Source organism: Candidatus Babela massiliensis, from assembly GCF_000513475.1.
Lineage (GTDB): Bacteria > Babelota > Babeliae > Babelales > Babelaceae > Babela > Babela massiliensis.
In genome coordinates this window covers 258995-285448 of sequence record NC_023003.1, presented here as the reverse complement: position 1 = coordinate 285448, position 26454 = coordinate 258995, and the positions used below count along the sequence as shown (strand labels likewise).

Below are 26454 nucleotides of genomic sequence, written 5' to 3'. Positions count from 1 at the left end.
TAACTGTTCGATAGTTAATATACTTATTCGAATTTGTAATTACAATAAAATTTAGTTCAGTATAGATAAAAATTGTAGCATTAAGTTCCTGATAAATATTTTAGCACTTCCTGGCATTGGATAGTATTCTTTACTATGATCAAGAATATTAAGTGCTTTGTTTGCAATTATTAATTTCTGTGTGATATTTTCAGTTTCAGATTTTTTTAATATATCTGACCAATATTGATATAATTGATCGATTAAAAGCGGAATTTCATGCTCCGAAATTTTTGTGCTTTCAATTTTTTTAATAATATCATTATTATTAATATTGAGATTAATAAAGGACTCAAGCAAAATATTGTTCTCTGAGTTATAATTTCTAAATTCTTTAATTATACATCGAGAAGCTATAGTAGGTAGTATATTATCTTTGGTTGAACTTATTAGAATAAAGTGATATCCCTGCGGAGGCTCTTCAAGTGATTTGAGTAAACTATTTGCACAATAAACATTAAGAAGATCTGCTTTGTTTATAATAAAGAAAAAATCTTGATCTATATTTAATTTAAAAATAATAGTTTTAAAAATTATATCTAACTGAGATATGGTATATTGTCCTTCAGGCTGCAAAAATCTTATTAGAGCATGTTGTTTTTTTTCTATATTTTTGCAATCAAGGCAAGTATTACATTTATTATTTTTACATAAAATAGATTTAAGAAAAGTATCTATATATTCGTTGATTTCTTTTTCAGCTCCTATAAATAGGTAAGCAGGATATAGTTTATTCATTAAGCTTTTTTTTAATTTTTATTTTATCTAATATATGTTCTAATGTTTGTAGTATGATTGTATTCTGATTTTGGGTACCATCTATAATTAGTACTTTGTCTTTATCTTTAATTTTAAATATATTATCAAATCCGGTAATTACTTTCTTAAAGAATTCTTCTTTTTCTTTTTCAAAATGAGTTAATTCTTGTTCATTTTTATTATATCGATGTTTAACCCTGGATATAGCTGTTTGGTAATCTATTTTTAAATATATTGTTAAATCTGGCTTTATTGAATTAGTGGCCCAATCATTAATTTTATTAATAATATCGATATTAAGGCCTCGAGCATAACCTTGATAAGCAACGGATGAATCTGCCATACGGTCTGATATAACTATTTTATTAGATTGTAGAGCAGGAATAACTACTTGATGCATATGTTGAGCTCTATCAGCAGCAAATAATAAAAATTCCGCTTTATCATCTATATCAAAAGTTCTATTTTGAAGTATATCTCTTAAATATTGTCCTAATGGGGTTGCTCCAGGTTCTTTGGTTTTTACTGTCTCGAATCCTAAATTATTAAGTTCTGAAATTAAATTTTCTGACAAAGAGCTTTTGCCGCAACCGTCTATGCCTTCAATCGCAATTAAAAATCCTTTAAAATTTTTTCCTAAATTCATATTAATCTGTTACTTTGATCTGTTTTAATAAAGTTAGATAAATTTGATATATAATAATTATAACAAAATAAATATAAAAATATATTTTAAAATATTAATGGCGGAGATTAAATAATGATTGAGAAATTAAGATATGAAAAGTTATATGATTCTTTAAATCAAGATAATAAATTAATTCATGTTGGATTGTTACTTGAAAGAGCATTCAAAAATTGGCCTGAAAATATTGCTGTAATAGCTGATGATCAAAGTATAACCTATCAAGAACTGTATTATCAAGCAAATTTATTTGCAAAAAAACTTTTAGGCTTAGGAATAAAGAAAGGTGATCGTGTAATTATACTTTATCCTAATTCTATAGATTTTTATATAGCTTATTTTGGATTATGGGTTATAGGTGCTATAGCAATTCCACTTAATACCTTTTTAATAGAAAAAGAAGTTTTGAAAATTATAGAGGATGCAGAACCTCATTGTTTAATTATACCTAATGATTTTTTAGATAAATTTAAAGAACTTAATAATTTAGATATTGCGATAGTTTCTCGTGTCTTTGAAAAAGATATATTGAGTATTGATAATGTTATAACTCCAGCCAATAGAGATATTGAAGATATTGCAGCGATTTTATATACATCAGGAACCACCGGATTTCCTAAAGGTGTTATGTTAACTTCCAAAAATATTATTATCAATGCTATACAGGGGATATCACGATTTGAAAGCTCTTATAAAGACCGTATATTTTGTCCATTGCCGTTATTTCATGCGTTACCGCAAAATACTTGTGTTTGGGCCACTACTATTATGGGAGCTACAGCAATTACTATTTCTAGGATAGACCGTCATGCTATTTTAAATGGTCTTAAACATAATCCTACTGTTATAATGGCAGTACCCGCTATTTATGGACTTTTTTGTAAAATGAAAAGTATAGATTTTGGTTATATTAGATATTTTTTTTCAGGCGGCGATGTCTTATCAGATAAAATTAGGGGATACTTTGAGTTAATTTATAGACGTAAATTATGTAATGGTTATGGGCTTACCGAGACTTCTCCATTTATCTCAGTTGATATAGATGATTACACCCAATCGACAAATAATATAGGATATCTGTTTTTTGGGCTTGAATGTCAAATAAGAGATAGTAATATGAATATACTTGATAAAAATCAAGTAGGAATACTTTGGCTTAAGGGAGATAATATAATGAAAGGTTATTATAATTTACCTGAGCTTACTCAAGAAGTATTAAAAGATGGGTGGTTTAATACAGGAGATCTTGCTTATATAAATCAAGATGGAAAGATAGTTTTATCTGGTCGAGAAAAAGATTTAATAAAAAGCAAAGGCATAAAGATATATCCTCAAGAGATTGAAAATATATTACTTACACATGATAAAGTAATTCAAGCTGCTGTTATAGGTAAAAAAAGTTCTGATATGGATGAAGAATATCCGGTTGCTTATATTGCAAGTCATACTCCTGATCAAGAAAAATTAAAAAAAGAATTGTCAGAACTTGCAAGAAAAAATTTAGCTGCTTATAAATTGCCTAAAAATTTTATAATCAAAAGAGAGTTGCCTTTAACTTCAACAGGAAAGGTTGATAAAAAAAGATTGAAGAGTGAATTGTAAGTTGTTTAACAGCTTTAAGTGTGGTTATTCGCTATAGTCAATAAATATTTGATTAGATTTTAGTGTGTTATTAAAATAAAAATAGCTGAGAAGATACTCAGCTATTTTTTATATTATAATTCGTTTATAAAATCATTAATATTAACAATTGCTCTACAAATAGGACAGGTTGTTTTTGATCCTTTTTGCTTACTCCAATTTTTTAGACATAAATTACATAAATTATGTCCGCACTTTAAAAATACTCTTTTGATAGAATTATCTTGAAAATCTTCAAAGCAAATTGGACAGTCTGGAGTAGAGTAAGTAGTAGTAGGTTTTACAGATACTCTTATTTCTTTGGCAATTAATTCATGTACTTTATTAACTAATTGAACTCCATAATAATTAGTAAAGATACCTTGATCTAAAAATGTTGATTTGTTAACTAAATCATATATTTCACGTCGTATTTTCTTTGAGATACTATTAATTATATCTCTTTCGTTAAATCTATTTGATACATAAAATTTCCCAATTTCATCTTTAGCGCAATCTATACTGCTCTTTTCAATAAAGTCTATAGATTCGTTTATTAATTCCTGATAAATTCGATCGCTATTATATACTTTAGAGAAACTGTAATAATTTTCGTATTTACCTATTCTATTCAAGATTTTTCTTGTTACGTTATTTGCAAAATTTTTTAGATCTCTTTCATATTTTCCTGAATGGTTGTTTGGTAAAAATAATGTATCAATTAGGTTTTGTATGTAATTTTTTGCCTGAGTATCGTTAAGATTAGAACAGATAACAGTGTGTGTAATTAAACTTATGCTTAATAATCCAGTTAATAATCTATTATTTATCATATTTTCTCCCAAAAAGAGGTTTAAATTAAATATAGTACTAGTATAAATAGTTATAACTTGTGATTATAATATTAATAAAAAATATTTTTGTCAAAACAGGCTTTATCAACTTATTTTTCAAATAGTTTAATAATATTGCTATTGCTGAGTTTATTAGAAATAATACTCATTAAAGGAATAGCCATCATAACTCTTGTTGTTCTAGGTATAAGGCCTTTAAATAAAGTTTTAAAACCTTCTTGATCATAAGTTCTTAAAGTAGTTGTTAAATTTTGATCATGAGCTTGCATTTGTGTCTTTATTGTATCAAAGGGTTGAGTAACTATTGCAGATAATATTCCTGCTAATACTCCTCCTAATAATTTATTTTGATGATCAGTTACTTTTTCAAGTTCTTTGCTTATTATTTGGCTTAATGCTAAGTATCCTGTGCTAAATCCTCCATCTCTAAAAGCTGTAGGAACTATACCCCTTGTTAAGGATCTTATCTTTTTTTCTTTTAATAAATTCTTAAGAGTTTGATAAAAATTTTTACCATAGTTTTGTTGCTTTATCATTATAAGTTCACTAGGACTACTTACTAAAGAAGATATAGCTCCTGCTAAAAAAGCGGATAATATCTTATCTTTAATAGATAAATCTTTGCCATTTGATAAAATTCTTTGGAAAATACTGTTTGCACAAACCTGTATTGCTGTTATAGGAGCCATACTTATTGCGTTTACACAATATCCTTTATATAATTTTTTAGGTTCTATAGATTGACTTTGCTGTAAAGCATTTTTTATACCAACAAGAGGTTGATTTACTGTTACCTCACTTATTCCTGTTAAGCTACCTACTACTATATCTTTTAAAAAAGTTTTTAGATGGGATTCTTGATTGGCTTTTTCTTGTTGCATAGTATTTACATAATTCAAAGATACTAAAATCATGATATATACTGTCAATTTTATTTGGTAATTTAATCTTTTATTCATTTTAATCAAAAATTTTAGTGATTATTAACATATTTTATTCTTGATTAAGTATTAAATTAAATACAAATAAAGTCAATTTTTTAAATGATTTATATTGAATTGCCAATTAAATAAATCTACATAATATTTATTTATGTTTAATTGTTATGTTAAATAAATTATTAAATTTATAACCTGAATTTTTATACAAATTGTTGTGTTTTTAATTTGCTGTTTTTTATATTTATACTATACGGTTTTTAGGATTATATTAATTAATTTATGATGAAATGTTATGTTTAAAAAGTATTGTATTGTTGTGCTGATTTTATCTATTTCAAACTTGTTTGTCTCAGGCTTGTTGGCATTGAGAAAAAAAGAGCAATGGATAAATATTATTGTTCATGGGAGTGTAGGGTTACAAGCAAGTTTGAACATGTCTACTGTAAGAAGATTGATAAGAGATAAGGTAGATGGTTCTTTTTATCAACAGAATGTTTTATCAATGAGACAAAATCCGGAACTGTTTACTTTACAGCCTATAGATAGATTGGGCCTGTATGCTGTTCCTTCAAATTTTAGTCTTGAAAGTGGAGCTTATTTGTATTCTTATTTATATGATTTTATTAGTAAACGTTATTTTCCTGAACAATATAATAAATTTTATACCTTTGGTTGGTCAGGATTAGTAAGTTGTAAACAAAGATTTCAAGAAGCTAAAAACTTATATCAGGAATTAAGAAAAAGATTTAACAATAAATGTAAGATAAGAATAATAGGTTATAGTCATGGAGCCACTTTGGCTTTTAATTTAGCAGCTATTAGAGATCTTTATTATCCAAAAGATGATTTTGCGATAGATGAAATTATAGCAATAGGAATGCCAGTTCTTTCTAAAACAGAAAAATTAGCTTGCCATGAGATGTTTAAAAAAGTTTATCACATTTATTCCAAATCTGATTGGGTACAGCATTTAGATATATTTTCTCCAGGAAATTTTACTTCACACAAGACTTTTTCTAATGTTAATATTCCGAAATTAAAACAAGTACAGATTAACGTTTTTGCTAAAAATCAAAATAATAATCGGATGTGGAGATCTGCCTTTTTAGATCAATCTCCATCTCATATAGAACTTTGGTTTTTTGGTTGGCCACCTAATAGCTATAATAGAAATTTATACTTATGTCCTTTGCCTGTTTCGATATTTATACCATATATATTATATATAGTGAATAAATGTTCTTATTCAAGATCTATGGAATTAAGTTTATATCCTGATTGCGAATTTGCACAGATAAAAAATAAATATGGTATTGATTTTTTGGAAGATAAAGTTTTTAAATTTGTCTCAATATCGGATCTTAATTTCCTGAAAAGCTATGCTTATCAATTTTATCCAGAAAAAAGATTAAACAAAATAAAATATGCTTATTAAATTACTGACTAGTGATTAAAAATGGTCGGGGTGGCCAGACTCGAACTGACAACCCCTCGCTCCCAAAGCGAGTGCGCTACCAATTGCGCCACACCCCGATATTTATTTGATATAAGATAATGTATATCTTTTTTTTCTAAATTGCAAGCAAAATTTATTTTTTTTGGGGTGAATGGTGGGATTCGAACCCACGACCCTCAGAGCCACAATCTGATGCTCTACCAACTGAGCTACATCCACCAAGCTTATGTGTATTATACTATAGTATTTTTGATAAAAAATCAAAGTTTTCGATATATTTTTTTAAAAATAAAAATTATTAAAAAATTGTAATTTATGTTATAATATTAATAAGTTATAATCATATATTAAATTTAATTATTAATAAGGGTTAAGGGTGTTATGAGTGTAAGTAAAAAGAAATATATAAAAGTTATTGGAGCAAAAGAGCACAATTTAAAAGATATAACGGTTAATATTCCTAAGGATTCATTAACTGTTATTACTGGACCTTCAGGTTCTGGGAAAAGTTCTCTTGCGCTTGATGTCCTTTATAATGAAGGTAAGCGTAGATATATAGAGTCTTTATCATCTTATGCAAGACAATTCTTAGGATTGCCTAAAAAAGCAGAGGTAGATAGTATAGAAGGTTTATGCCCTTCAATTGCTATAGATCAAAAAACCGTTGGACATAATCCACGTTCAACTGTAGGAACTATAACGGAAATTTATGATTATATGAGAGTTTTATTTGCTCGTATAGGACGTATTTATTGTCCTGATTGTTCTATGGAAATAAAATCTCAAAGTGCTGAAAATATATCAAAGAGTATTATTGAATTATTTAGAGATAAAAAGATAACTATAGCAGCTCCTGTTGCTAGATATAAAAAGGGTACTTTTTTTAATGAATTAGAAAAGTTATTTAATTTAGGTTACTATAGATTTATTATAGATGACAAAAAATATAGCTTTAAGTCTCTTGAAGAGATTAAAAAATTGAAATTAAAGAAGACTGAGCGGCATAATATAGATTTATTGATAGATATTTTAGAAGTAAAATCAGAAGAATTATCTAGAATAAGAGAATCTATTGATAAGGCTTTTGAACTTTCTAATAATCTTGCAAAAATTATTTTTCAAGAAACAGAATATCTCTATTCAGCAGACAGAATTTGTTTAAGTTGTAATTCTTCATTTCCTGAATTAGAGCCTAGGTTATTTTCTTTTAATTCACCTATTGGTGCTTGTAAGAGCTGTAATGGACTAGGTCAATATTACTATAACGATTTTGAGCATGAAGAGCATTTAGAAAATATATGCAAAGAATGTAATGGTAAAAGATTGAATAAATTAGCTCTATCGGTATTTGTTGCAGGAAAGAATATATATGATCTTTCTAAGTTATCGATAATTAATTTATTTGACTTTTTTAATAAACTAAATTTACCAAAATCAGAATTAGATGTTGCTAAATCATTGATTAAAGAGATTAAATCGAGAATATCTTTTTTATCAGATGTAGGTCTTCAGTATCTTTCATTAAATAGAACCGCAAACACTTTATCAGGCGGAGAGGGACAAAGGATAAGATTAGCAACTCAAATAGGTTCTTACTTGAGTGGAGTTTTGTATATTCTTGATGAACCTAGTATAGGTCTTCATCAAAGAGATAATGATCGTCTTATAAAAACATTACATAAATTACGGGATTTGGGAAATACTTTAGTAGTAGTAGAGCATGATAGTGATACTATGTTAAATTCTGATTATATTATAGATATGGGACCTGAAGCAGGAACTTTAGGTGGTAATATTGTTGCTCAAGGTACCGTAAAAGAAATTTTAAATAATGCCAAATCTTTAACGGGAGCTTATTTAAGTGGTAGAAAAAATATAGAAGTTCCTCAAAATTTAAGACAAACTAAATGTTTTATTAATTTTGAAAATGCTGAAACGAATAACTTAAAAAATATAAATGTAGATTTCCCCTTAAACGTTTTTTGTGGTATTTCCGGTGTTTCAGGATCTGGAAAAAGTACATTGATTATGCAAGAGCTAGTGCCGGAATTGAACAAAATTTTGAAAGATCGATTAATTGGCTCTAAAAAGATTAAAAATTGGCCAAATATTATAAAAGAAGTTGATAATTTAATAGTTATAACGCAAGCGCCTATAGGTAGATCTTCTCGTTCAAACCCAGCAACCTATTTAGGTATATTTGATGAGATAAGAAAGCTTTATGCGGGTTTACCTGAAAGTAACATAAGAGGGTATAAAGTTGGTCAATTCAGTTTTAACGTTGATAAGGGTAGATGTTCAAAGTGTTTAGGTGAAGGTATATTAGTCATATCTATGCACTTTTTATCCGATGTTATTATAGAGTGTGATCAATGCCATGGTAGTCGCTATAGTAAAGAGACTCTTGATATAAAGTTTAAGCAAAAAAATATATCGCAAGTTCTTGATATGACGGCTCGTGAAGCACTAGAATTTTTTCAAGCCCATGCATCGATTGCTAAACGATTAAAGTTGCTATGTGATGTGGGTCTTGATTATATTAAATTAGGACAGTCTTCTACTACTTTATCAGGAGGAGAAGCTCAACGTATTAAATTAGCAAATGAATTATCAAAAAGAGGATCAAAAACCGTTTATATTCTTGATGAACCTACAACCGGGTTACATTCAAGTGATATCGAAAAATTATTAAAAGTTTTACAAGCCCTTGTTGATAAAGGTAATACAGTTATTGTTATTGAGCATAATTTAGATGTATTAAAATCTGTAGATTATATTATAGATTTAGGTAAAGAGGGCGGAGATTTAGGCGGTGATATAGTTGCCAAAGGTACTCCTAGGGATATCTCTAAGGTATCTGATAGTTATACGGGTTTGTATTTGAAACACTTATTATAAAAGTAAAAAGAGCATTAGTTAATGCTCTTTTTACTTTTATAATACTATATTATATGCTTAATTCTTCTTGATCATTATATAGATCAAAACCATTGCTTTTTGTTGAATTTAAATTGTTAAAATTTAACATTTGATTAATCATATCAAAAACTGGTCTTTCGACACTATCATCTAGTTCAAGAACTTTGTCTATTTCCTGAAAATCTTGAATAGCACTTATTAAATTAATAAGAGTACTTCTAAGGGTCATTTGCTTTATTATGTCAGTATTATTTTGGAAGAATTCTTGTTGCTCTTCTGGTATGTTATTTTTATCGATAACATCTTCTTCATTGCTTATTTTTTTTATTAATTTATAGATTTCGGTTAAAGAGCTTACCGTTTTTCTTTGAATTAGTTGTGATTTTTGTGAAGCTGCTATTTGATCTTTATTTAATAGACTAGTATTGTATATCATAAACCCGATAATTTTTTCCATTTGAGATACTAGCATATTATAATTTATTTCAAGATCTTCTTTATAAAATTCACTTTGACCTACAGAATCTATAGCTTTGGTAAAAGATATCATGTTATATAATAAGCTTGTTTTATGATCTATAAACCAAGTTAATGTACGATTTGAGAATATTTTATCTGAAAATTTAGCGGCATTAGGTAAAGAATAATTTAGTAACTCTGTTAACTTGGACCATAAGATCGATCTTCCAACTTCAAGAGCTAAAATAGGAACTCCAGTTTTTGTATAAGAAAGACAAGATTGCAAAAAGGTTTTTTTGCGTTCAGGTCTTTGAAATATATTTCTTATTTCTTGTTTTTGATCTTCTGCTAAATTATCGTAGTTACCCATAAATGTTTGAAAGTCTGGATTTATCTCAGGTCTTGAGCTACTGAAGAACAATTTATAAATAACTCCCCCAATTCCCACTGTCATTGCGCATGTAGCGCCTATTATAAATTTATCCCTTGCATATTGACTTCTTACTAATTCTTGTTGAGTTGCTTTAATTTTATCGGTATTAAGCAACATAAGTTCCGCTTTAGTAACTAATGTATACTGTAAACTTGTTATAAGTGCTATTAATTTTAATGTATTTTTATTTTTCATAAATGAACCTCCAAATAGGTATTATGGTATTCTGCTTATTAAGTTTAAAATAATATCGATAAAATAACAAATGGTGTTATATTTGATTAAAATAATAAACTTAAAACTAGTTATATAGCTGATTTATAAGGCGCCTTGCATTTTTAGTTTTAATCTAAGATCTTTATAATTCCATTTTTTTAGTAAAATGGTCTGTATTCCACATTTTTTAGCGCCTTGGGCATTAACTTCTTGATCATCTATAAGTATACAATCTTTAGGGTTTAAATTGTATTTTCTTAATACATATTCGTAAGAGTCTTTATCTGGCTTTATTAGACCTATATGACCGGAGACGACAATTTCATCAAAATACTTAAATGAATCTTTATTTAATTTATAGAATATATCAAATGATAAGGGATCCCAATTTGAGAAGGCTATATTTAAATTTTTTCTAGAACCATCAGGATTTTTAGCAAAAGCGCATTCTTTAAGCAAATCTATGCCCTGTTTTACAGGATATACATTGTTAGCAAGTGTTTTAGGATCAAACATAGCGCTTATGGTTTTTTCTACTAATATTTTTTCACGGTTGCTTCTAAAGTAACCTAATCTTTCTAATTCTTTTATGTTTTCTTTTGCTTTTTTAATTATTTCTGGCCCACTAATTTTTCCCGATTGCCAATCGCACATAATAGGAGGCAATGGCATACCTTCGGCAGTACCTGCAGATAAATATTTATCTTTACCAGATTCTCTTTTAATTTCTTCTAAAAACTCAAATAACATTTTTTGTATATTGGGATTTTGAAAATCAACCATGGCATAAAATATAAAGTGATGTATGCCTATATTCATAGCAACGCCCCATTTGTTTGGATTAAATGTTATACCTCCAAAATCCCATATTATAACTTTGGAAAGAGCAAAAGAATTAATTAACATACAGCATAAGATTGTTTTAAATTTCATTTAAATACCCTCCAGATTTAAATTTATATTTTATAATAATTTTTCATTAATAATAATTATTAATTAAATTTTATAAATATAAAACTAGTTAAGTAAAGGATTTTTTGCTAAATTAATCAATATGCTTAAAATAAAAGATATTTACAACAAAATTTATATTTTTAAATTAAAATTAGATTAGTAATTTATAATAGATTATGCGGATAGATGTACTATCCGCATATAGAGAATAACCTTATTTAAATAAATTTTTTAAAGTTCAAAATTCACTACCGTCTAAGTATTCTGATCCTAGATTATTGTAATCATATTCTACAGAATGCAGTGATGCATTATTGAAACTATTGTATTGATTGCCTTGGTCATATGATGAATAAGTTTGCTCTGCAGTATATTCATATGGATTGTATGATGGATAGCTTGTATCTTGATATTGACCGTAAGAAGCGGTATTATAATTATTAGCATATTCGTAAGAACCGCATGTAGGCTCTTCATAAGATACACCAGCTGAAGCGACTACTGAACAAGGTTCAGTTGTTGCATATGTTTCAAACGGAGTAGTGCAAGGGGTTGGAGGACAAACTTTTTGTTCATTTGGCCAACAACAGGTTCTTTTTTGTCGTTTTGGTCTACAACAAGGGTCACCAAATAACCATCTTCTTAAGCTCCAACATTTTTTCTTTTCACAACAAGCCCATCTAGGTTTGCCAATTAATCTATTTCTGCAGCATCTTGGTTTTTGACAACTGCCTGCTTGGTAATAAGCCGGTGGTGGGGGAGGGCAGCAGCTACCTTGAGTAAAGAAATTAGCAAATAAGCTAAGCTCGGACATAATAGCTGTTAAAGCTATTAGTAAAAATAATTTTTTTTTCATATTTATCCTCTTAGATTGAAGGTTATACTCTCTAATTATTTTAGATATCTAATATAGATATTACGCCAAACATTTGCTTAAAAGCAATATTTTTTTACATTTTTTAAATTTTTTATAAATATTTTGAAATATATTTTGTTATAAAATAGTTCAAAACCCTTTTATTAATCACACTTTTCTATATTAAATATATATATTTAGTATTAAATATAATTTATTTAAATTTAAGGATTTGAGTATGTATAAAAATTTTGGTAAATATAATCAAGGATGGTTAAAGATTGCTGAATTTGCATTGAATGGCGAAAAAGAAAAGGCATTAGGATTGTATCGGTTATTAGAAAATTCGTTGAATGATAAAGCTTTGTCATATTTAACCGAGGGTAATATATACTTATCCTTTAATGATAAGGTAAATGCTATTACATGCTACTTACGAGCTATAAATATTTATAACAGTTTAGGAAAATATAATGAAGTTTATGCTTTATCTCAACATATAGGTTTAATAAAATTTAAATCTCAATAAAACTTGATATAATTTTTATATAATTTTCTATTACAAATGATTAAAATTGCAATTATGCAATATTATTGACTTTTTATTTTGATTTATTTTATTATTAGTAAAAATAGGATCTTCTTAGAAATGGTATTTAGATAATCTGATAAATTATTAAAGAAAGGAAATAAACATGAAAAAGTTGATAGCTATAGCATTATTTTCAACTGTAATGATATCTTCATCGATTCAAGGGTTCTTCTTTGGATGTGGATGGTATAGAGGATGTTGCCCTACAAGTAGACCAGCATGTGGACAAAATTATAGTTATAGATCTGGTGAATACACCGATGCTTATTCTTACTCTAATCCAGTTGGAGCAGTTTACAGTGAAGTTGATGGAGTCTTTTATTAATAGAGATTTTATAGGTAACCCATTAAAACGGTGTTAACAACGAGAACTCACTCTTTTTAGAGTGGGTTTTTTTATTAAGATAAATTTTTTGATTATGGTGCCGAGGGCCGGACTTGAACCGGCACGAGCAAGTTGCCCGAAGGATTTTAAGTCCTTTGCGTCTACCTATTCCGCCACCTCGGCTTAGAGTTGATTTCAAATATTAGAATTAAAATGGTGCCGAGAGACGGAATCGAACCATCGACACGAAGCTCTTCAGGCTTCTGCTCTACCACTGAGCTACCTCGGCATTAACTTGATTAATATATATATTAATGTTTTATAAAATTTTGTCAAATTTATTTTTATTTAAATTTTTATTAAGTTCTTTAAAAATGGGATTTTTTATATTTTGGCCCCAAATCACTAAGTAATAATTTATATCAGACCATTTGCTTTTAGGGACTATTTGTTTAAGTTCTTTTTCTGTGGCTTCTGGGTTTGTAGTATTAACCCACCCTAGTTGATTGGCTAATTTTTGTACATGAGTGTCTACTGCTATTGATGGTACATTAAAGGCATAAGATAGTACTATATTAGCAGTTTTAGGGCCCACACCTTTTAGAGACAGTAGATCTTGTTCATTATTAGGGACTTGCCCGTTAAATTTTTCAATTAAAGTTTGGCTTACTTCTTTTAGAATCTTGGCTTTATTCTTATAGTAATTTACTCCATGAATTAATTCTTCTATTTTATTAATATGTACTTTTATAAAATCTTGAGGAGTCTTTAAGTACTCAAAAAGTTTTTTGCATATTAGATAAGTTTTAGAATCTCTTGACCTTAGGCTTAATAAACATGAAATTAGAATTAAAAAAGGATCTTTACCATAATCTTTTATGACTCGATCTATAAGTGGGGGCGTTAAGTTTTTTGTTATTTTTTTTAGTATATTGAGAGTATTTATAATTGATCTTCTTTTATTATCTATTTCAATTTGGTTCATGAAATGTAGGGAATATAAGTTTACTAATTTATATATTTATAAAAAAGATGGAAATAAATTCCATCTCTTTTATTACAACTTCTATTAATAGTCAGGTGGAGTTGGAGGGCTCATTCTAGGAGTTTCAGTTTCGAAACTGTTTTTATTTTCTACTGCTGATAATTCCTTTAATAAATCGGAATTAGATTGTATATTTATATTATAAGCAAACGCTAGTACTGTTACGTAAAATGTATTTGCCAAAAACTTAAATATATGTTTATTATGTATCATAAGAACTCCTTAAATAATGTTGTACAATTTTAATGTATTATACCAATTTAGCAGTAAAGTTCAAATAATTATGTTAAAATATTTAAAAATAATTTCTAGTTATTTATCTAGTCCTGAATTGTTAATCTTGACTGGAATTTTTTCATTTTCTTTTAAGCTATATCTTTTAATTATTATAATCAATCATTCTATTATAACGAAAGAAAACAAAAAAAATACTTTTCTTTTAATTGGTATTCTATTAGCTTCTATGATATATTCTGATGCTTCTAGTGTGCCTCATTATTTTTACAAAATATATATTCCTGATTTAGATAAAAGAATAATTGCATTTATGGCTAGATTAGGATGGTTGTTTTTTATTGTTCAAAACCAAACTTTAATCTTATTTTTAGATAATATTATACAAAAGAAATTTAAATTAAGATATTATCATATTTGTTCTCTATCAATAAGTATAGTATTATTTTTATTTCAATTATATTTTCTGATATTTAAATTTAATCAGCCTATACTTCAAGATTTTGAATTATTAATGGAGCAGAGACTTATACAATTAGAATGTTTATATCTAGTCATTTTATTGGTGCCTACCTTTTATCGTATTACTAATAAAATACGCTTGCAAATTTTGCCGAAAATATTATCGCATCAACTTAAAATTTTTATTTTCTTTTTAGTTTTACCACATTTCTTTTTAGATCTTGTTACTAATAAGTTAATATTCTTTTCTTTTTTAGATAGATGGAATTTTTTAAACAAATTTGCGATTCAATCTTTATCGTCTTTGTTAATATCTTATGCTTTATATTATTGTAGTAAGAAAATGATGGATTTAAGATTTTTGAATTTAAAAAATCATGTAGAAGTTAAAGATAAATTTAATTTTATTAATGACTTTAAAGATATTCTAGAGGAATTAAGTTTTGTCACTACTTTAAACGAACTGATTCATATTACTCAAATGTTTTTTCAAAGAGCATTTAAGATTCCTATTTCTATGACTAAATTTTATGTAAGAAATGTAGATGGAGAATATGCTATTGATTTATCTTATAATTTATCACAGAACACAAAGCTTATAGAGCAGTTTATTAGTAAGTGTCAAAATTCTATAGATAAAGAATATAATTATATAGGTTTATTTTTAAAGAAACATAAAATTTTTATTAAAGATGAGATAGAATTTTCTAATTTTTATGAAGAAACTGAAGAAAGAACACAAATATTAAATTTTATGAACGGTATAAACGCAGATATATTTTTACCTATTTACGATAGACAAAATATTATTGCTTATATTATAGTTGAACAAAATGCTCGAGTAGATGAGCTGTTTAATAGCGCTGAACGAGATCAAATGCTTGTATTTACTAGTTATTTAAGTAATGTTATTAATACTTTAAGGCATAGTAATTTAGACGCTTTATTGAGACATAAAAAAGAACTACAAGATGAATTATTTGAAAAATATCAAGAAATAAATCAATATAAAGAAAGCATTCGATCTTTTTTGCGTTCAGATAAAGATCTTAAAGTGGGAATAGTATTTTATAAGAATCGTAAATTTACTTATGCAAATCAGAGTGCAAAAGATTTATTAAATATTGATATTAATAATAATTCGGGTCATGCTTTATCTAAATGTTTTAGACAGTTGGCTTTGCAAGTTCAGGAATATAAAGTGCCTAAAACTGTTTTTACTAAAGATGGAGATGCTAATAAATTAGTTTTATCAGCGATACCTAGTCTTGAAGAAAGTAGTGTAATAATTATTGTTCATTATCCTGAAGTAACAGATATTATTAAGGCTAATGTTAATTTGTTAAAAGATACATCATCTCTTGATTGGTTATTATATCTTGAGACTACAAAATCAGGACAGTTAATTAATCAATTGCTTCCAGGAAACGGAGAAAATCTTTTAGATTTTAAAATTAATTTACTATCAGCTGCTTTAAGCAGAAAGGCTACTCTTTTAAATTTACCTCAAGATGATTTAATAACTACTGTTGAATTATTACATCATATAAGCCTACGTCCAAATTTACATTTAATAAAGTTAAGCTCTGAAGAAAAAAATAATGAAGTTGCTATGGAACTATTTGGAATAAATTCTATCTTTGATATTAATGAAACAGGCTCAGATCCTTTACTGTCAAAATTAGATAATATTGGAACTTTGTTTATAGAAAATATAGAGCTTTTAAGTTTAGAGACTCAAAATCAATTAGCAGAATTTATAGTTTATGGTTATTTTAAAAGACTTAAAAGTGATCGTAAGATTTTTAGTAATGTAAGAATTATATGTTCAAGTAATAAAAACTTAGAAACGTTAGTAGCTCAAGGACAATTTTCTAAAGTGTTATATAGTGAACTTAATAAAGCCTCTATTAGCATGCCATCTCTCTTGCTTTTTAGTGATCAAGAAATTATAGATTTAGCACAAGGATTTACAGATCAAACAATAAATACCCAAACATATAAAACATTTCTATCTCTAGATTCTAAAGATAAAGATAAACTTCTAGATCAAAGACCTATAAGTTTACAGGATTTAAAAGATAAAGTTCAAAAATTGATAGTATCAAAGTCTAATAAACATAATATTTATAGTGAATCTTCTTTTGATCCAGCTTATAATATAGTTGATCCGGTAATTGCAAAAGCGGTAAGATTAGGAAAAAGAGCTTTAAAATATCAAGAGCTTATGATTGCTTTATGGGATAAATATAAGAATCAAAATAAGATTGCCTCTTTATTAGGAGTTGATAGATCTTCAGTTTGTAGGCGTTGTCAACAGTATAATCTTAAATAGTTGTTTAATATGGAAAAAGCAGAGTTTATAAAAAATAAGATTAAATTTATTGATTACTTAAAGTTTAAAAATAAGAGTTTATATACTCAAAAAGTATATAGATTAGATCTTAATCAATTATTGAATTTTTGGAATTTTCATGAAAATCAAATTAACGAGGTATTTGATTTAGAAGAAATTCTTATTAAATATTTAGATATGCTTTATCAAATAGACTCAAGTCCTAGTTCTATTGCTCGTAAAATATCTTGTTTTAATTCCTTTAAAAGATTTCTCAAGGCTTTTGATATAAAGTTAAATGTAAAATTTAAAAGACCTATAGTAAAATTAAAAGACCCAAAGACATTGGCATATCATGATCTAATTAAAATTCTTGATTTAGCTGATATAGATTTATTTCCTACCAAATATCCCTCTAGAGATAAATCTATTATAGAACTTCTATACGCTACAGGTATATTATGTTCAGAAATAACTCAAATTGAGCTACAGCATATTAACTTTAATAATAATACTATTATTATAAGGAATAAAAATAAAAGAGATAGAGTTGTAATTTTTGGAGATAAAGCTGCTCAATATATAAAGAAATATATTGAGTATGAACGTATTTCTATAAAAAGTACTGAAGAAAAGCTATTTTTAAATTGTAAAAATAGGCCTTTGGGCGTTCGGTCCATTCAAAGAATATGTCAAATGTTTAGACTTTATCTTGAAGACAATCAGTCTTTAACACCATATATATTAAGAAATTCTTTTGCTTTACATATGCTAAATAATGGAATGCAATTAGAGCAAGTACAAAAACTATTAGGACATAAGACGCGTTCTAGTACTGAGAGATATATTTTAAAGAAAAAAAATTGAGATATTTATATAAAAAAAGCTGGCATTATAATCCAGCTTTTTTTATTTTAAAATTTTTAAGCTTGAGCGCTTTGTTCAGTTACAAACTTATTAACTCTTTTTGCAAGACGACTTAACTTTCTTGATGCTGTATTTCTATGAATTAAGTTTTTGCCTTTAGCTCTTGCTAATTTAGCTGCTACATCACTTAATAAAGCTTGAGTCTCTTCTATAGATGTTTTTTTATCTATTGCTACTAATACTTTTTTTACAGCGGTTTTAATAGCTGTTTTACGAGATAGATTTTGAATTCTATTTTTTTCGCTTTGCTTAGCTCTTTTTTTAGCAGATTTTATATTTGCCATTATTGTTGCTCACTAATTAAATAACTTTTTGAACTTTCTGTGATTTTACACATTTAGTACATACTTTATCGCTATATACTTTTTTGTCACAAGAGTTTGCTATAGTAAAGCGCATCTTATGAACATTAGGATAAACCCACTTTTTTGTGCGATTATTTGCATGACTAACAATGTTTGCTACCTGTGGATGCTTACCACATATAGCACAAATTCTTGACATAATCAGGTCCTTTCTGAGATGTTAAACTTTATATATTAAATTTTAACATAATTTATATTTTTTTCAATTTAAAATTTTTAGTTATCTAAAAGAATGATCAGTTCTCTGTGCCATACCTAAAAGCTCATAGATTTCTGTAGAAAATAAAGTTTCTTTTTCAAGTAAAGCATTTGCTAATTTATCAAGTTTTTCTCTATTGTTTTTTAATAATTCAAGAGATCTTTGATAATAGTCATTCATAAAATTTCTAATTTCATTGTCTATTTTTTTAGCTGTATCTTCAGAGTATTTATACTTATCTTTTTGATAAATAACTGTACCTAATTCTTTAGACATACCATAAAAGCATACCATCTTTCTAACGATATCAGTTGCTTTGTCAAAGTCGCTATAAGCTCCTGTTTCTAATCTATTAAATACTAATTCTTCTGCAGCACGACCTCCTAAGGCCATGATAACTTGTGCTTCCATTTCTTCTTTAGATTCAGTATATTTTTCTCTTTCTGGCATAGAATGAGTTACTCCTAAAGCACTTCCTCTTGGAATTATGGTCACTTTATAGATAGGATTGGAATGCTCTGGTATAAGTAAAGCTATTAATGTATGACCCGCTTCATGAAAAGCTGTTACTTTACGTTCTTCTGGAGTCATTACTTTAGTCTTTTGCTCTTTTCCTAAAATTAACTTGTCTCTTGCTTCTTCAAAATCATTTACCGTTACGGAATTTTGATTATGTTTAGAAGCATTTATAGCTGCTTCATTAATTAGATTAGCAAGATCGGCACCACTAAATCCTGGTGTACCTTTAGCTATTTTTGTTAAATCTATGTTATTATCTGTTTTTACATCTTTAATGTGTACTTTAAGAATGTCTAATCTACTTTTAAGATCAGGATAAGGTACTGGAACTTGTCTGTCAAATCTTCCAGGACGTAATAGAGCCTTATCAAGTACATCTGGTCTATTGGTAGCACCTATGATTACTATAGAAGAATTTCCAGTATCAAAGCCATCCATTTCAGTAAGTAATTGATTAAGAGTTTGTTCTCTTTCTTCATGAGAACTCATACCGTTACCTCTTTGGCGTCCAATAGCATCGATTTCATCTATAAATATAATACAAGGTGAATTTTTTCTTGCCTGAGCAAATAGATCTCTTACGCGAGCAGCACCTACACCTACAAAAACTTCTATAAAATCTGAACCACTAACGCTAAAAAATGGACAGTTGGCCTCTCCTGCAACAGCTTTTGCCAATAAAGTTTTACCGTTTCCTGGATCTCCTACTAAAAGTACCCCTTTTGTTAATTTGGCACCTAAGCGGGAATATTTTTCAGGGTTTTTTAAGAAATCTACTACATCTTGAAGTTCTTCTTTTGCTTCATATACACCGGCTACAGAATCAAATTTAAATTTGATCTGTGAAGGCATAAACATTTTAGCTTTACTTTTACTTACAGAAAATATGCTATTAGAGCCATTGCCGGAGCCCTTTGCTTGACGGAAAAAGTACCATATTATAAGTGGAGTCATTACAAAGGATAAGAGAAATATTAAATGCCAAAAGCTGAAATCTGTTGATGGATATTGAAAGGATATATCAACATTATTTTTTTCAAGTGTATCTAGAATAACTGAAGGGTTAGGAATATTTAACTCAAATTTAGATCTGTCATCTTTATATGTTCCTGTTACTTCAGAGCCCGTTATTTCTACCGATTTAACTTGGCCATTTTCTACTTGTTTTTTAAATTCTGTATAAGTTGGGGTCTTAACTATACGAGTTACATCAGCTAGTTTTGTTAATGTAAATAAAACTGCTAAAACAAATATAGATATTGCAAATATATTTGGACCATTTTTAATACTTCTTAAGTTTATTCTTTTCATACTTTAAACCTACGATTGTCTTGTGTTGTTAATTTAATTAAATCTTTAATTAATGCAAATTAAAAGAATTGATATAGTATATTTAATTTTTATCTAATTAAAATCTTAGATAAAATTATAACAAATAATATTAATATCTCAATTATTAGAATTTCTATTATAGAAAATTTTGATATAATTTACTTAATATATTGTTAAAACATACTTTTATTATATATATTATATACTGAAATTATCTTTTTGTCGATAATTTAAATTTAGTTTAACAATAGATAAATTCTATTATTAATAGGTATTTTATACTTTGGTGAACGCTATACGTTTTGCGCCAGCAGCTAAAATTTTGTTATATATCTTAAAAAAGATATCGTAATTAATATTTTTGGCTACATGAATATTAATCGGAATATTATTATTTTTTTTAATTTTTTCTTTTAAACTAATATTAATTTTATTTATATCGATTTTTTCATTATCGATATAGATTTCTTGATCTTTATTAATTAGTATATTACATATTAGGTTTTTTGTTCTTAAGTTTCGATGAATTGAGTAAAAATTACTAGATTTAGGCATTGAGATTATCAAAATGATTACTAAAGTTAAAGCAACATCTATAATTGGAGTTAAGTTTATATTAATACTGGATCCTTTAGTCTTTTTAGACCATATTGTTTTAGTTTTAATGCTCATATTAGTTCTCTTTAAAATTCTTTATAGATTTCATTTTTAGGTTGATAACTAAAATTTGATTTAATGATATCTTCTTCAGCTTCCTGTTTATTTATATTAATAATTCTTAGCTTCCAATAATATTTATCGGTAAGGTCTATTAAACCTTGCTCTAATAGTGAAAATTTTTTTTGTAAACGATTAAATAGAACCAAGGCCGGAATTGCTACTAATAAGCCGGCAAAAGTTGTTACTAAAGCTTCTGCTATACCTGCAATATTATTAGATTTTATTGTTTCGATTGAAAGAAAAGCATAAATTAAGCCCCATATAGTTCCTAGTAAACCCAATAAAGGAGCAACTTGAGCAGAAATTGATAATATTGAACAAGATAGTTCTTGTTGTACTAATATGCTATTTAGTTTCTGTGCCATACTGGACTCTAGCATTTGCCAAGATAAATTATTTATTTTACTTGTTGTATTTATATTAAAATCATTTGCTTTATTAAATTTTGAAAAGTCTTGAAAATCTAAAATATAGCTGGTGATTATTTTGCCGATAAAGGAATTTTTAATTGATAAAGTTTGATTTATTAAATCTTGAGTATTTGTGATATTATTAAGTAAATTTAAAGCTTTTTTTATTTGTTTTATCCTGGATTTTATAATTAAAGATCTATAAATTGCAACAGACCAGCATAAAATAGACATGATAAATAATATCCCTACTATTATTTTACTTACCATATCTAATTTTAAGATAAATTCTACCATAATAGTATCCCTTTATATTAATTAAGTTTCTAATAATAAGGTGTAATAATCATCCAGGGTAATGCAATAATTAATTTAAATTTTTATGTTTAGATCTTTAAAAGTACGTCGTTTAAGGATATCTTTATCTTTAATATTTTTATTTATCTGTATTTTGTAAGCATATTTTAAAATTTGCCCCATTAAAGGACCAGGATTTATAATATTAATTAAATCTTTGCCTGTTAATATTGGTTTTTCTGGTTCTAACAAAACTTTTGCTTGTATAGCTTTTTCTTTAAATTGAGTTGCTAATTCCATAGTTTGATTAAGCGGAAAATCAGATTTGCCATTTCTACCCTGAAGATCAGAAATTAATAATTTTATTAGCATATCAAGATTTGCAAAGCTATTTAATTGATAAGCAAGACGTTTATATGCACTTAAACTTGCATTTGATTTTATGAACTGCATAGGCCGCATATGGTATTTAACTAAAATAGAAACCGTTTTTATTAAATGCTTATTAGTTATTATATTTTTCAACATTGATTTTGCTAATGGTTCGCCTGCTTCATCATGTCCTGGGCTTCTTATATGCCCATCAGGAGTTTTTATAGTTGTTTTTACTTTTCCCAAATCGTGAGATAGTGCTGCAAGCATTATAGTTAATTTTTCTTCATTATTTTTATACTTAAGTAAAGCGCTAGCATCTAAACTTTGCATAAGGTGTTCAAAAACATAGCCTTCAGGATGCCATAAAGGATCTTGAGGAACTTTAGTAGTATTATAAAGTTCTGGCAAAATATCTTTAAGACGGTTTATATCTTGTAACCAACGTATGCCTAAAGATGGTATATTGCTTTTTAAAAGCAATTTTTTAAATTCTTGATCAATACGCTCTATTGATACATCTTTGATGTTCATATTTTGACATATATTATTAAGTTCAGGATTAGGGTGCATTTGAAATCTTGAGATAAATTGCATGACTCGATAAAATCTTAAAGGATCATCTTGAAAAAAATTTATATCAGGTGATCTTAATACTTTTTCTTTAATATCTTTGACTCCATTAAATGGGTCAACTAATTCTAGCTTAATTAGATCTATAGCAATAGCATTAATAGTTAAATCTCTTCTTTTAAGTGCTTCTTTTATATCTAAATATGGATCTATTTTTACTTCTGGTTTTCGCCCTTGCTTGTCACTTCTTGGTAAACTCCAATCGATATTTAGATGTCTTAGTTTAAGTATACCAAAAGATTTACCAACGTAATCTACTTCACCAAATTTGTTTAATAATACTGAAAGATCTTCTAATTTTAGATTATGGACTTCTATATCTATATCTGGTATAGCTAATATATCTTTATTTAAAATTAGATCTCTTACAGCTCCCCCAACAAGATATACTTTTGCATTATGTTTTTTTAACTCTTGAATTACTTTAAAGATAATAGGATAATGCTTAAATATATCGTCTACTATATTTTTTATATTTAATTTTAGGTTTTCTAGATTCATAATTATAATAATTTTTTAATTAATATTTATCTTAGTTTATATCAAAGCTCTGTAAAATATAATGTTTAATTTTATAATTATCAATTTAGTAAATCTTTTGATTTTACTAGAACTTTTTTACCTTGAAAGGCTATACCTAAAAATTTAATATGCTTAATATCTAAATCTTTAAGTTCTTGAGCATAATTTTTTTCTTCTATTTGATCTAATGCCTTTTGAGCAGATTTTTCTAGACTTTTATCTGAAGATGAAACTTTTTTGAATTCTATGATAATTCCAAGATCTTTTTTATTTTTTGGAATAAGCATGATATCATATCTTCCTAAACCACTTTCTCGATTAGATTTTACTTGATAGGTGTCTGATAATAGTACTAAAAGACCAAGTACAAATAAGTGATAGCTTTTTTCGGGTTCATTATTAGGCAAATCGTATACACTTATTGTATTTATAATAAATTCTTGCAATAATTCAGAGAAAATATCTATTTGACCTGTTGTTAAAGATGTAAGTAGTATATTAACTTTGGGATTTGTTAGTGTGCTTTCAAAAATATCTTTAATGAAACTACTATATAAAAGCTCTATTTCTTTATTTGGTATAGTTAAATTACAGTAACTATGACCTTGCTCAATTCTAAATTGAGTATAAGTTAAATAACCTGCAAATAATAATAGACTCCATATTGCTCTAGGGTTATTTTCTATTCCAGGAAATATTATTGCTTCGTCTATTTCTTTTTCTATTGTTTTATTAGTTAAAAGCAATTCAAAATCAGATTTTATTTCTTTTCCTGATAGAGTTAATAATTTTTTAATTAATTGATTATCACTTGTATTAACCCAATATGGTTTAAGTACACCTTGATTTTTAGTACACATAAGTAAAGACCAGGGATTATATATAGTAGTGTTTCCAAATTGATAACCGTTATACCATTTTTGAATTTCATTAAATTTATCGATTAAATTACTATCGTTGAGTAATCTTTCTACTTCTTGTTTTGTAAAGCCAAATTTATCTTGAAAATCGGTATCCATTAGTGTATAAACTGCTAAATTATTTAATCCCGAAAAGATTCCTTCTTTTGAGGTGCGCAAAATTCCTGTTAATATTCCTTTTTCAAGATATAAGTTGTCTTTAAGTATACTTGTTAATAATGAACGCATGAATTGAACTATTTCATTATAGTATCCATAATTATATCCAGCGTGAATTGGAGCATCGTACTCATCAATTAATATGATTACTCGAGTATTATAAAGTTTATATAACAGTTTACTTAAAATGAAGAGACTTCTACTAAAAGTTACTTCATCAGCAGTTTTTCTTAAAATAGATTCAAACTCCTCTAAAACATGAGGAAGTAAATCTTTCCTAAACAAGAGATAATAACGTTCAAATTCTTCAGAAATTATGGCTATTATTTTTTTGTAGGCATTTTCCCAAGAAGTTTCTTTTATATCTTTAAATGTTAAGAATATTATAGGATATTTTCCATGAAGAGCTTGATATTCTTTTTCTTGCCAAATATTGGTTTTAAGAAATAAATGTTTGTTATTTTCCTCTTTTTTTTCAAAGAAATATTTTATCATTGATAAATTAAGAGTTTTGCCAAATCTTCTAGGCCTAGGCAATAATATAACTTGTCCTGTAGATTCTATAATTTCTTTTATTAGTAAAGTTTTATCTATATAGTAATAATTATCTTCTATAATAATCTTAAAGTCGCTTATTCCTATAGGTAATTTTTTAGATAATACTTTCATTATAATACTCTTTTAATTTATAAATTTTTATTGTTTACAATTAATATATCATAATTTTTGATTTTATTTGGGTGAATAGTAAATTTTTTTTAGTTTATCTTTAAAATATTAGTAAACTTTGCTATTTTTCCTAATTTCTATTATTACATGTCCCTGAACAGGTATTATTTTGAGTAGAAATATCAGCACCTTTATCAATTAGCATTTCTACTAATTCTTTATGATAATTTGTAAAAGCGCTACTTAAAGCGGTACATCCGCATTCCATTTTAACATTAACATTAGCATCTGCTTTAATAAGTATTTCTACTATTTTTTTATATCCGTATTTCGATGCTCTTATTAAAGTAGTAAGCCCGGATTCACTTTCAGAATTAACATTAGCACCTGCTTGAATTAATAACTTTACTGTTTCTTCAGCGTTAAAGCCGGCAGCCCAACTTAAAGCTGTATAACCTCTGTTGTCTTTAGCATCAATATTAGCGTGGGCATTAATAAGTATTTGAGCTATTTGATTATTGCTTCTAGCGATATGCATTAAAGTAGTCATGCCATTATTGTCTTTATAATTTACATCAGCACCAGCTTGAATAAGAATTTTTACTATTTCTTTACGGTTATGTTTGGCAGCATGACATATTAGGGGTAATGAATAATAAATTAGATTAACATTAGCCCCTGCTAGTACTAATTTAACTACTTTTGTAAAATCTTGTTTATACATTTGATTTACAGGCATTAATGATTCAGTTAAAGTTTTATTGAGTTTGTCAGTTAACCAATTTTCATACTCTTTTTTAGATTGTTTTTCCAATAAATTGAATAATTTTAAAAATCGTTCTTGTTTTAAAACTTTCATTAAATCTTTTAATGAATTTTTTAATGAAATTGAATTCAAAGATTCTGTAATTAAATCATTCCAATGGGGAAAGTTTTTAGATAAGATTTCGAGTTCTTTTACATCAATTTTTATAGAGTTAGGTTCAGCAAAGATGTTATTCCATTCATTAATAGTATCATTTAATTTCAATTCTATTAGTTGTCTTATAATATGAGAAATAGTTTCATTAGGTAAATTTAATACAGGTGAAGTCGCCTGAAGATTTTGCATAGAGGTTAGGTTATGATTGATAAGCATAATTAACAGGATGATTGGATATAAGTTTTTCATTTTCTTTGATCATATTTTTATAGTATTTTAGATTAGAGAACTTATAACTTCTAAT

The 26454-nt window shown here is 27.0% G+C and carries 24 protein-coding genes and 4 tRNA genes; 7 read left to right on the top strand and 21 right to left on the bottom strand.

Going from position 1 to position 26454, the window contains the following annotated elements; genetic code table 11:
- Nucleotides 1-51 precede the first annotated feature (51 nt).
- Both BABL1_RS01270 and tmk read right to left on the bottom strand, forming a co-directional pair.
- Entirely contained in the window at nt 52-777 is a 726-nt protein-coding gene (locus tag BABL1_RS01270; RefSeq protein WP_023791349.1) for a DNA polymerase III subunit delta', read from the bottom strand.
- On the bottom strand, nt 770-1444 hold the full coding sequence (tmk, locus tag BABL1_RS01265) for a dTMP kinase (protein WP_023791347.1): 675 nt from the start codon (nt 1442-1444) through the stop codon (nt 770-772). The genes BABL1_RS01270 and tmk overlap by 8 nt, the downstream gene beginning before the upstream one ends.
- Before the next feature lie 114 nt (nt 1445-1558).
- On the opposite strand from tmk, the gene BABL1_RS01260 reads away from it, so the two are divergent.
- Nucleotides 1559-3085, top strand: a complete 1527-nt coding sequence (locus BABL1_RS01260) for an AMP-binding protein (RefSeq protein ID WP_023791344.1) — start codon at nt 1559-1561, stop codon at nt 3083-3085.
- A 113-nt stretch (nt 3086-3198) separates the two neighbouring features.
- Here the strand turns inward: BABL1_RS01260 and BABL1_RS01255 are convergent, their stop codons facing one another.
- Nucleotides 3199-3936, bottom strand: coding sequence for an RING finger domain-containing protein (locus tag BABL1_RS01255; protein WP_023791341.1), 738 nt, complete (start codon nt 3934-3936; stop codon nt 3199-3201).
- A 110-nt stretch (nt 3937-4046) separates the two neighbouring features.
- Nucleotides 4047-4916, bottom strand: coding sequence for an MC/SLC25 family protein (locus BABL1_RS01250; RefSeq protein ID WP_023791340.1), 870 nt, complete (start codon nt 4914-4916; stop codon nt 4047-4049).
- Between the two features lie 274 nt (nt 4917-5190).
- Between BABL1_RS01250 and BABL1_RS01245 the strand changes: the two genes are divergently transcribed.
- Nucleotides 5191-6333 (top strand): hypothetical protein, encoded by a 1143-nt coding sequence (locus tag BABL1_RS01245; protein WP_023791338.1) that lies wholly within the window; start codon nt 5191-5193, stop codon nt 6331-6333.
- Nucleotides 6334-6355: 22 nt separating this feature from the next.
- Here BABL1_RS01245 and BABL1_RS01240 read toward each other — a convergent pair.
- Together BABL1_RS01240 and BABL1_RS01235 are read right to left on the bottom strand one after the other, a co-directional pair.
- A tRNA-Pro gene (locus BABL1_RS01240) sits at nt 6356-6431 on the bottom strand.
- 66 nt (nt 6432-6497) lie between these two features.
- Nucleotides 6498-6573, bottom strand: a tRNA-His gene (locus tag BABL1_RS01235).
- Nucleotides 6574-6735: 162 nt separating this feature from the next.
- Here BABL1_RS01235 and uvrA point away from each other — a divergent pair.
- Complete coding sequence (uvrA, locus tag BABL1_RS01230) at nt 6736-9252, top strand: excinuclease ABC subunit UvrA (protein WP_023791335.1); 2517 nt, start codon at nt 6736-6738, stop codon at nt 9250-9252.
- A gap of 49 nt (nt 9253-9301) precedes the next feature.
- Here the strand turns inward: uvrA and BABL1_RS01225 are convergent, their stop codons facing one another.
- The 3 genes from BABL1_RS01225 to BABL1_RS01215 all read right to left on the bottom strand — a co-directional run bounded on the left by BABL1_RS01225 (nt 9302) and on the right by BABL1_RS01215 (nt 12191).
- Nucleotides 9302-10360 carry a hypothetical protein gene (locus BABL1_RS01225; protein WP_023791334.1) on the bottom strand — a complete coding sequence of 353 codons (1059 nt, stop codon included), beginning with the start codon at nt 10358-10360 and terminating at the stop codon, nt 9302-9304.
- Between the two features lie 123 nt (nt 10361-10483).
- Nucleotides 10484-11314, bottom strand: coding sequence for an HAD-IA family hydrolase (locus tag BABL1_RS05185; protein ID WP_023791333.1), 831 nt, complete (start codon nt 11312-11314; stop codon nt 10484-10486).
- Nucleotides 11315-11573: 259 nt separating this feature from the next.
- Complete coding sequence (locus BABL1_RS01215; protein WP_023791330.1) at nt 11574-12191, bottom strand: hypothetical protein; 618 nt, start codon at nt 12189-12191, stop codon at nt 11574-11576.
- 238 nt (nt 12192-12429) lie between these two features.
- Here BABL1_RS01215 and BABL1_RS01210 point away from each other — a divergent pair, with 238 nt between their 5' ends.
- A complete protein-coding gene (locus BABL1_RS01210) occupies nt 12430-12720 on the top strand; it encodes a hypothetical protein (RefSeq protein WP_023791328.1) in 291 nt (96 codons plus the stop codon).
- Between the two features lie 166 nt (nt 12721-12886).
- Nucleotides 12887-13108 carry a hypothetical protein gene (locus BABL1_RS01205; RefSeq protein ID WP_023791326.1) on the top strand — a complete coding sequence of 74 codons (222 nt, stop codon included), beginning with the start codon at nt 12887-12889 and terminating at the stop codon, nt 13106-13108.
- A 95-nt stretch (nt 13109-13203) separates the two neighbouring features.
- On the opposite strand, the gene BABL1_RS01200 is transcribed toward BABL1_RS01205, so the two are convergent.
- The 4 genes from BABL1_RS01200 to BABL1_RS01185 all read right to left on the bottom strand — a co-directional run bounded on the left by BABL1_RS01200 (nt 13204) and on the right by BABL1_RS01185 (nt 14366).
- Nucleotides 13204-13291, bottom strand: a tRNA-Leu gene (locus tag BABL1_RS01200).
- Nucleotides 13292-13322: 31 nt separating this feature from the next.
- Nucleotides 13323-13397: transfer RNA gene (locus BABL1_RS01195), tRNA-Phe, on the bottom strand.
- 30 nt (nt 13398-13427) lie between these two features.
- The gene (locus tag BABL1_RS01190; RefSeq protein WP_023791324.1) at nt 13428-14093 is read right to left on the bottom strand and encodes an endonuclease III domain-containing protein; all 666 of its coding nucleotides are present in this window, start codon (nt 14091-14093) and stop codon (nt 13428-13430) included.
- A gap of 84 nt (nt 14094-14177) precedes the next feature.
- Nucleotides 14178-14366 (bottom strand): hypothetical protein, encoded by a 189-nt coding sequence (locus tag BABL1_RS01185; RefSeq protein WP_023791323.1) that lies wholly within the window; start codon nt 14364-14366, stop codon nt 14178-14180.
- Between the two features lie 70 nt (nt 14367-14436).
- On the opposite strand from BABL1_RS01185, the gene BABL1_RS01180 reads away from it, so the two are divergent.
- Together BABL1_RS01180 and BABL1_RS01175 are read left to right on the top strand one after the other, a co-directional pair.
- On the top strand, nt 14437-17184 hold the full coding sequence (locus tag BABL1_RS01180; protein WP_171814726.1) for a sigma 54-interacting transcriptional regulator: 2748 nt from the start codon (nt 14437-14439) through the stop codon (nt 17182-17184).
- A gap of 9 nt (nt 17185-17193) precedes the next feature.
- A complete protein-coding gene (locus BABL1_RS01175) occupies nt 17194-18051 on the top strand; it encodes a tyrosine-type recombinase/integrase (protein ID WP_023791318.1) in 858 nt (285 codons plus the stop codon).
- Between the two features lie 56 nt (nt 18052-18107).
- Here the strand turns inward: BABL1_RS01175 and rpsT are convergent, their stop codons facing one another.
- The 8 genes from rpsT to BABL1_RS05175 all read right to left on the bottom strand — a co-directional run bounded on the left by rpsT (nt 18108) and on the right by BABL1_RS05175 (nt 26399).
- Complete coding sequence (gene rpsT / locus BABL1_RS01170) at nt 18108-18395, bottom strand: 30S ribosomal protein S20 (RefSeq protein WP_023791313.1); 288 nt, start codon at nt 18393-18395, stop codon at nt 18108-18110.
- A 16-nt stretch (nt 18396-18411) separates the two neighbouring features.
- A complete protein-coding gene (rpmB, locus tag BABL1_RS01165; RefSeq protein ID WP_023791312.1) occupies nt 18412-18615 on the bottom strand; it encodes a 50S ribosomal protein L28 in 204 nt (67 codons plus the stop codon).
- Between the two features lie 81 nt (nt 18616-18696).
- A complete protein-coding gene (gene ftsH, locus BABL1_RS01160; protein ID WP_023791311.1) occupies nt 18697-20505 on the bottom strand; it encodes an ATP-dependent zinc metalloprotease FtsH in 1809 nt (602 codons plus the stop codon).
- Nucleotides 20506-20802: 297 nt separating this feature from the next.
- Nucleotides 20803-21198 (bottom strand): ExbD/TolR family protein, encoded by a 396-nt coding sequence (locus BABL1_RS01155; RefSeq protein WP_023791309.1) that lies wholly within the window; start codon nt 21196-21198, stop codon nt 20803-20805.
- An 11-nt stretch (nt 21199-21209) separates the two neighbouring features.
- Nucleotides 21210-21953 carry a MotA/TolQ/ExbB proton channel family protein gene (locus BABL1_RS05180; RefSeq protein WP_023791306.1) on the bottom strand — a complete coding sequence of 248 codons (744 nt, stop codon included), beginning with the start codon at nt 21951-21953 and terminating at the stop codon, nt 21210-21212.
- A 75-nt stretch (nt 21954-22028) separates the two neighbouring features.
- Entirely contained in the window at nt 22029-23459 is a 1431-nt protein-coding gene (locus BABL1_RS01145) for a CCA tRNA nucleotidyltransferase (protein WP_023791304.1), read from the bottom strand.
- Nucleotides 23460-23539: 80 nt separating this feature from the next.
- A complete protein-coding gene (locus BABL1_RS01140) occupies nt 23540-25228 on the bottom strand; it encodes an AAA family ATPase (protein WP_023791302.1) in 1689 nt (562 codons plus the stop codon).
- Nucleotides 25229-25358: 130 nt separating this feature from the next.
- Complete coding sequence (locus BABL1_RS05175) at nt 25359-26399, bottom strand: ankyrin repeat domain-containing protein (protein WP_146617269.1); 1041 nt, start codon at nt 26397-26399, stop codon at nt 25359-25361.
- Nucleotides 26400-26454 lie beyond the last annotated feature (55 nt).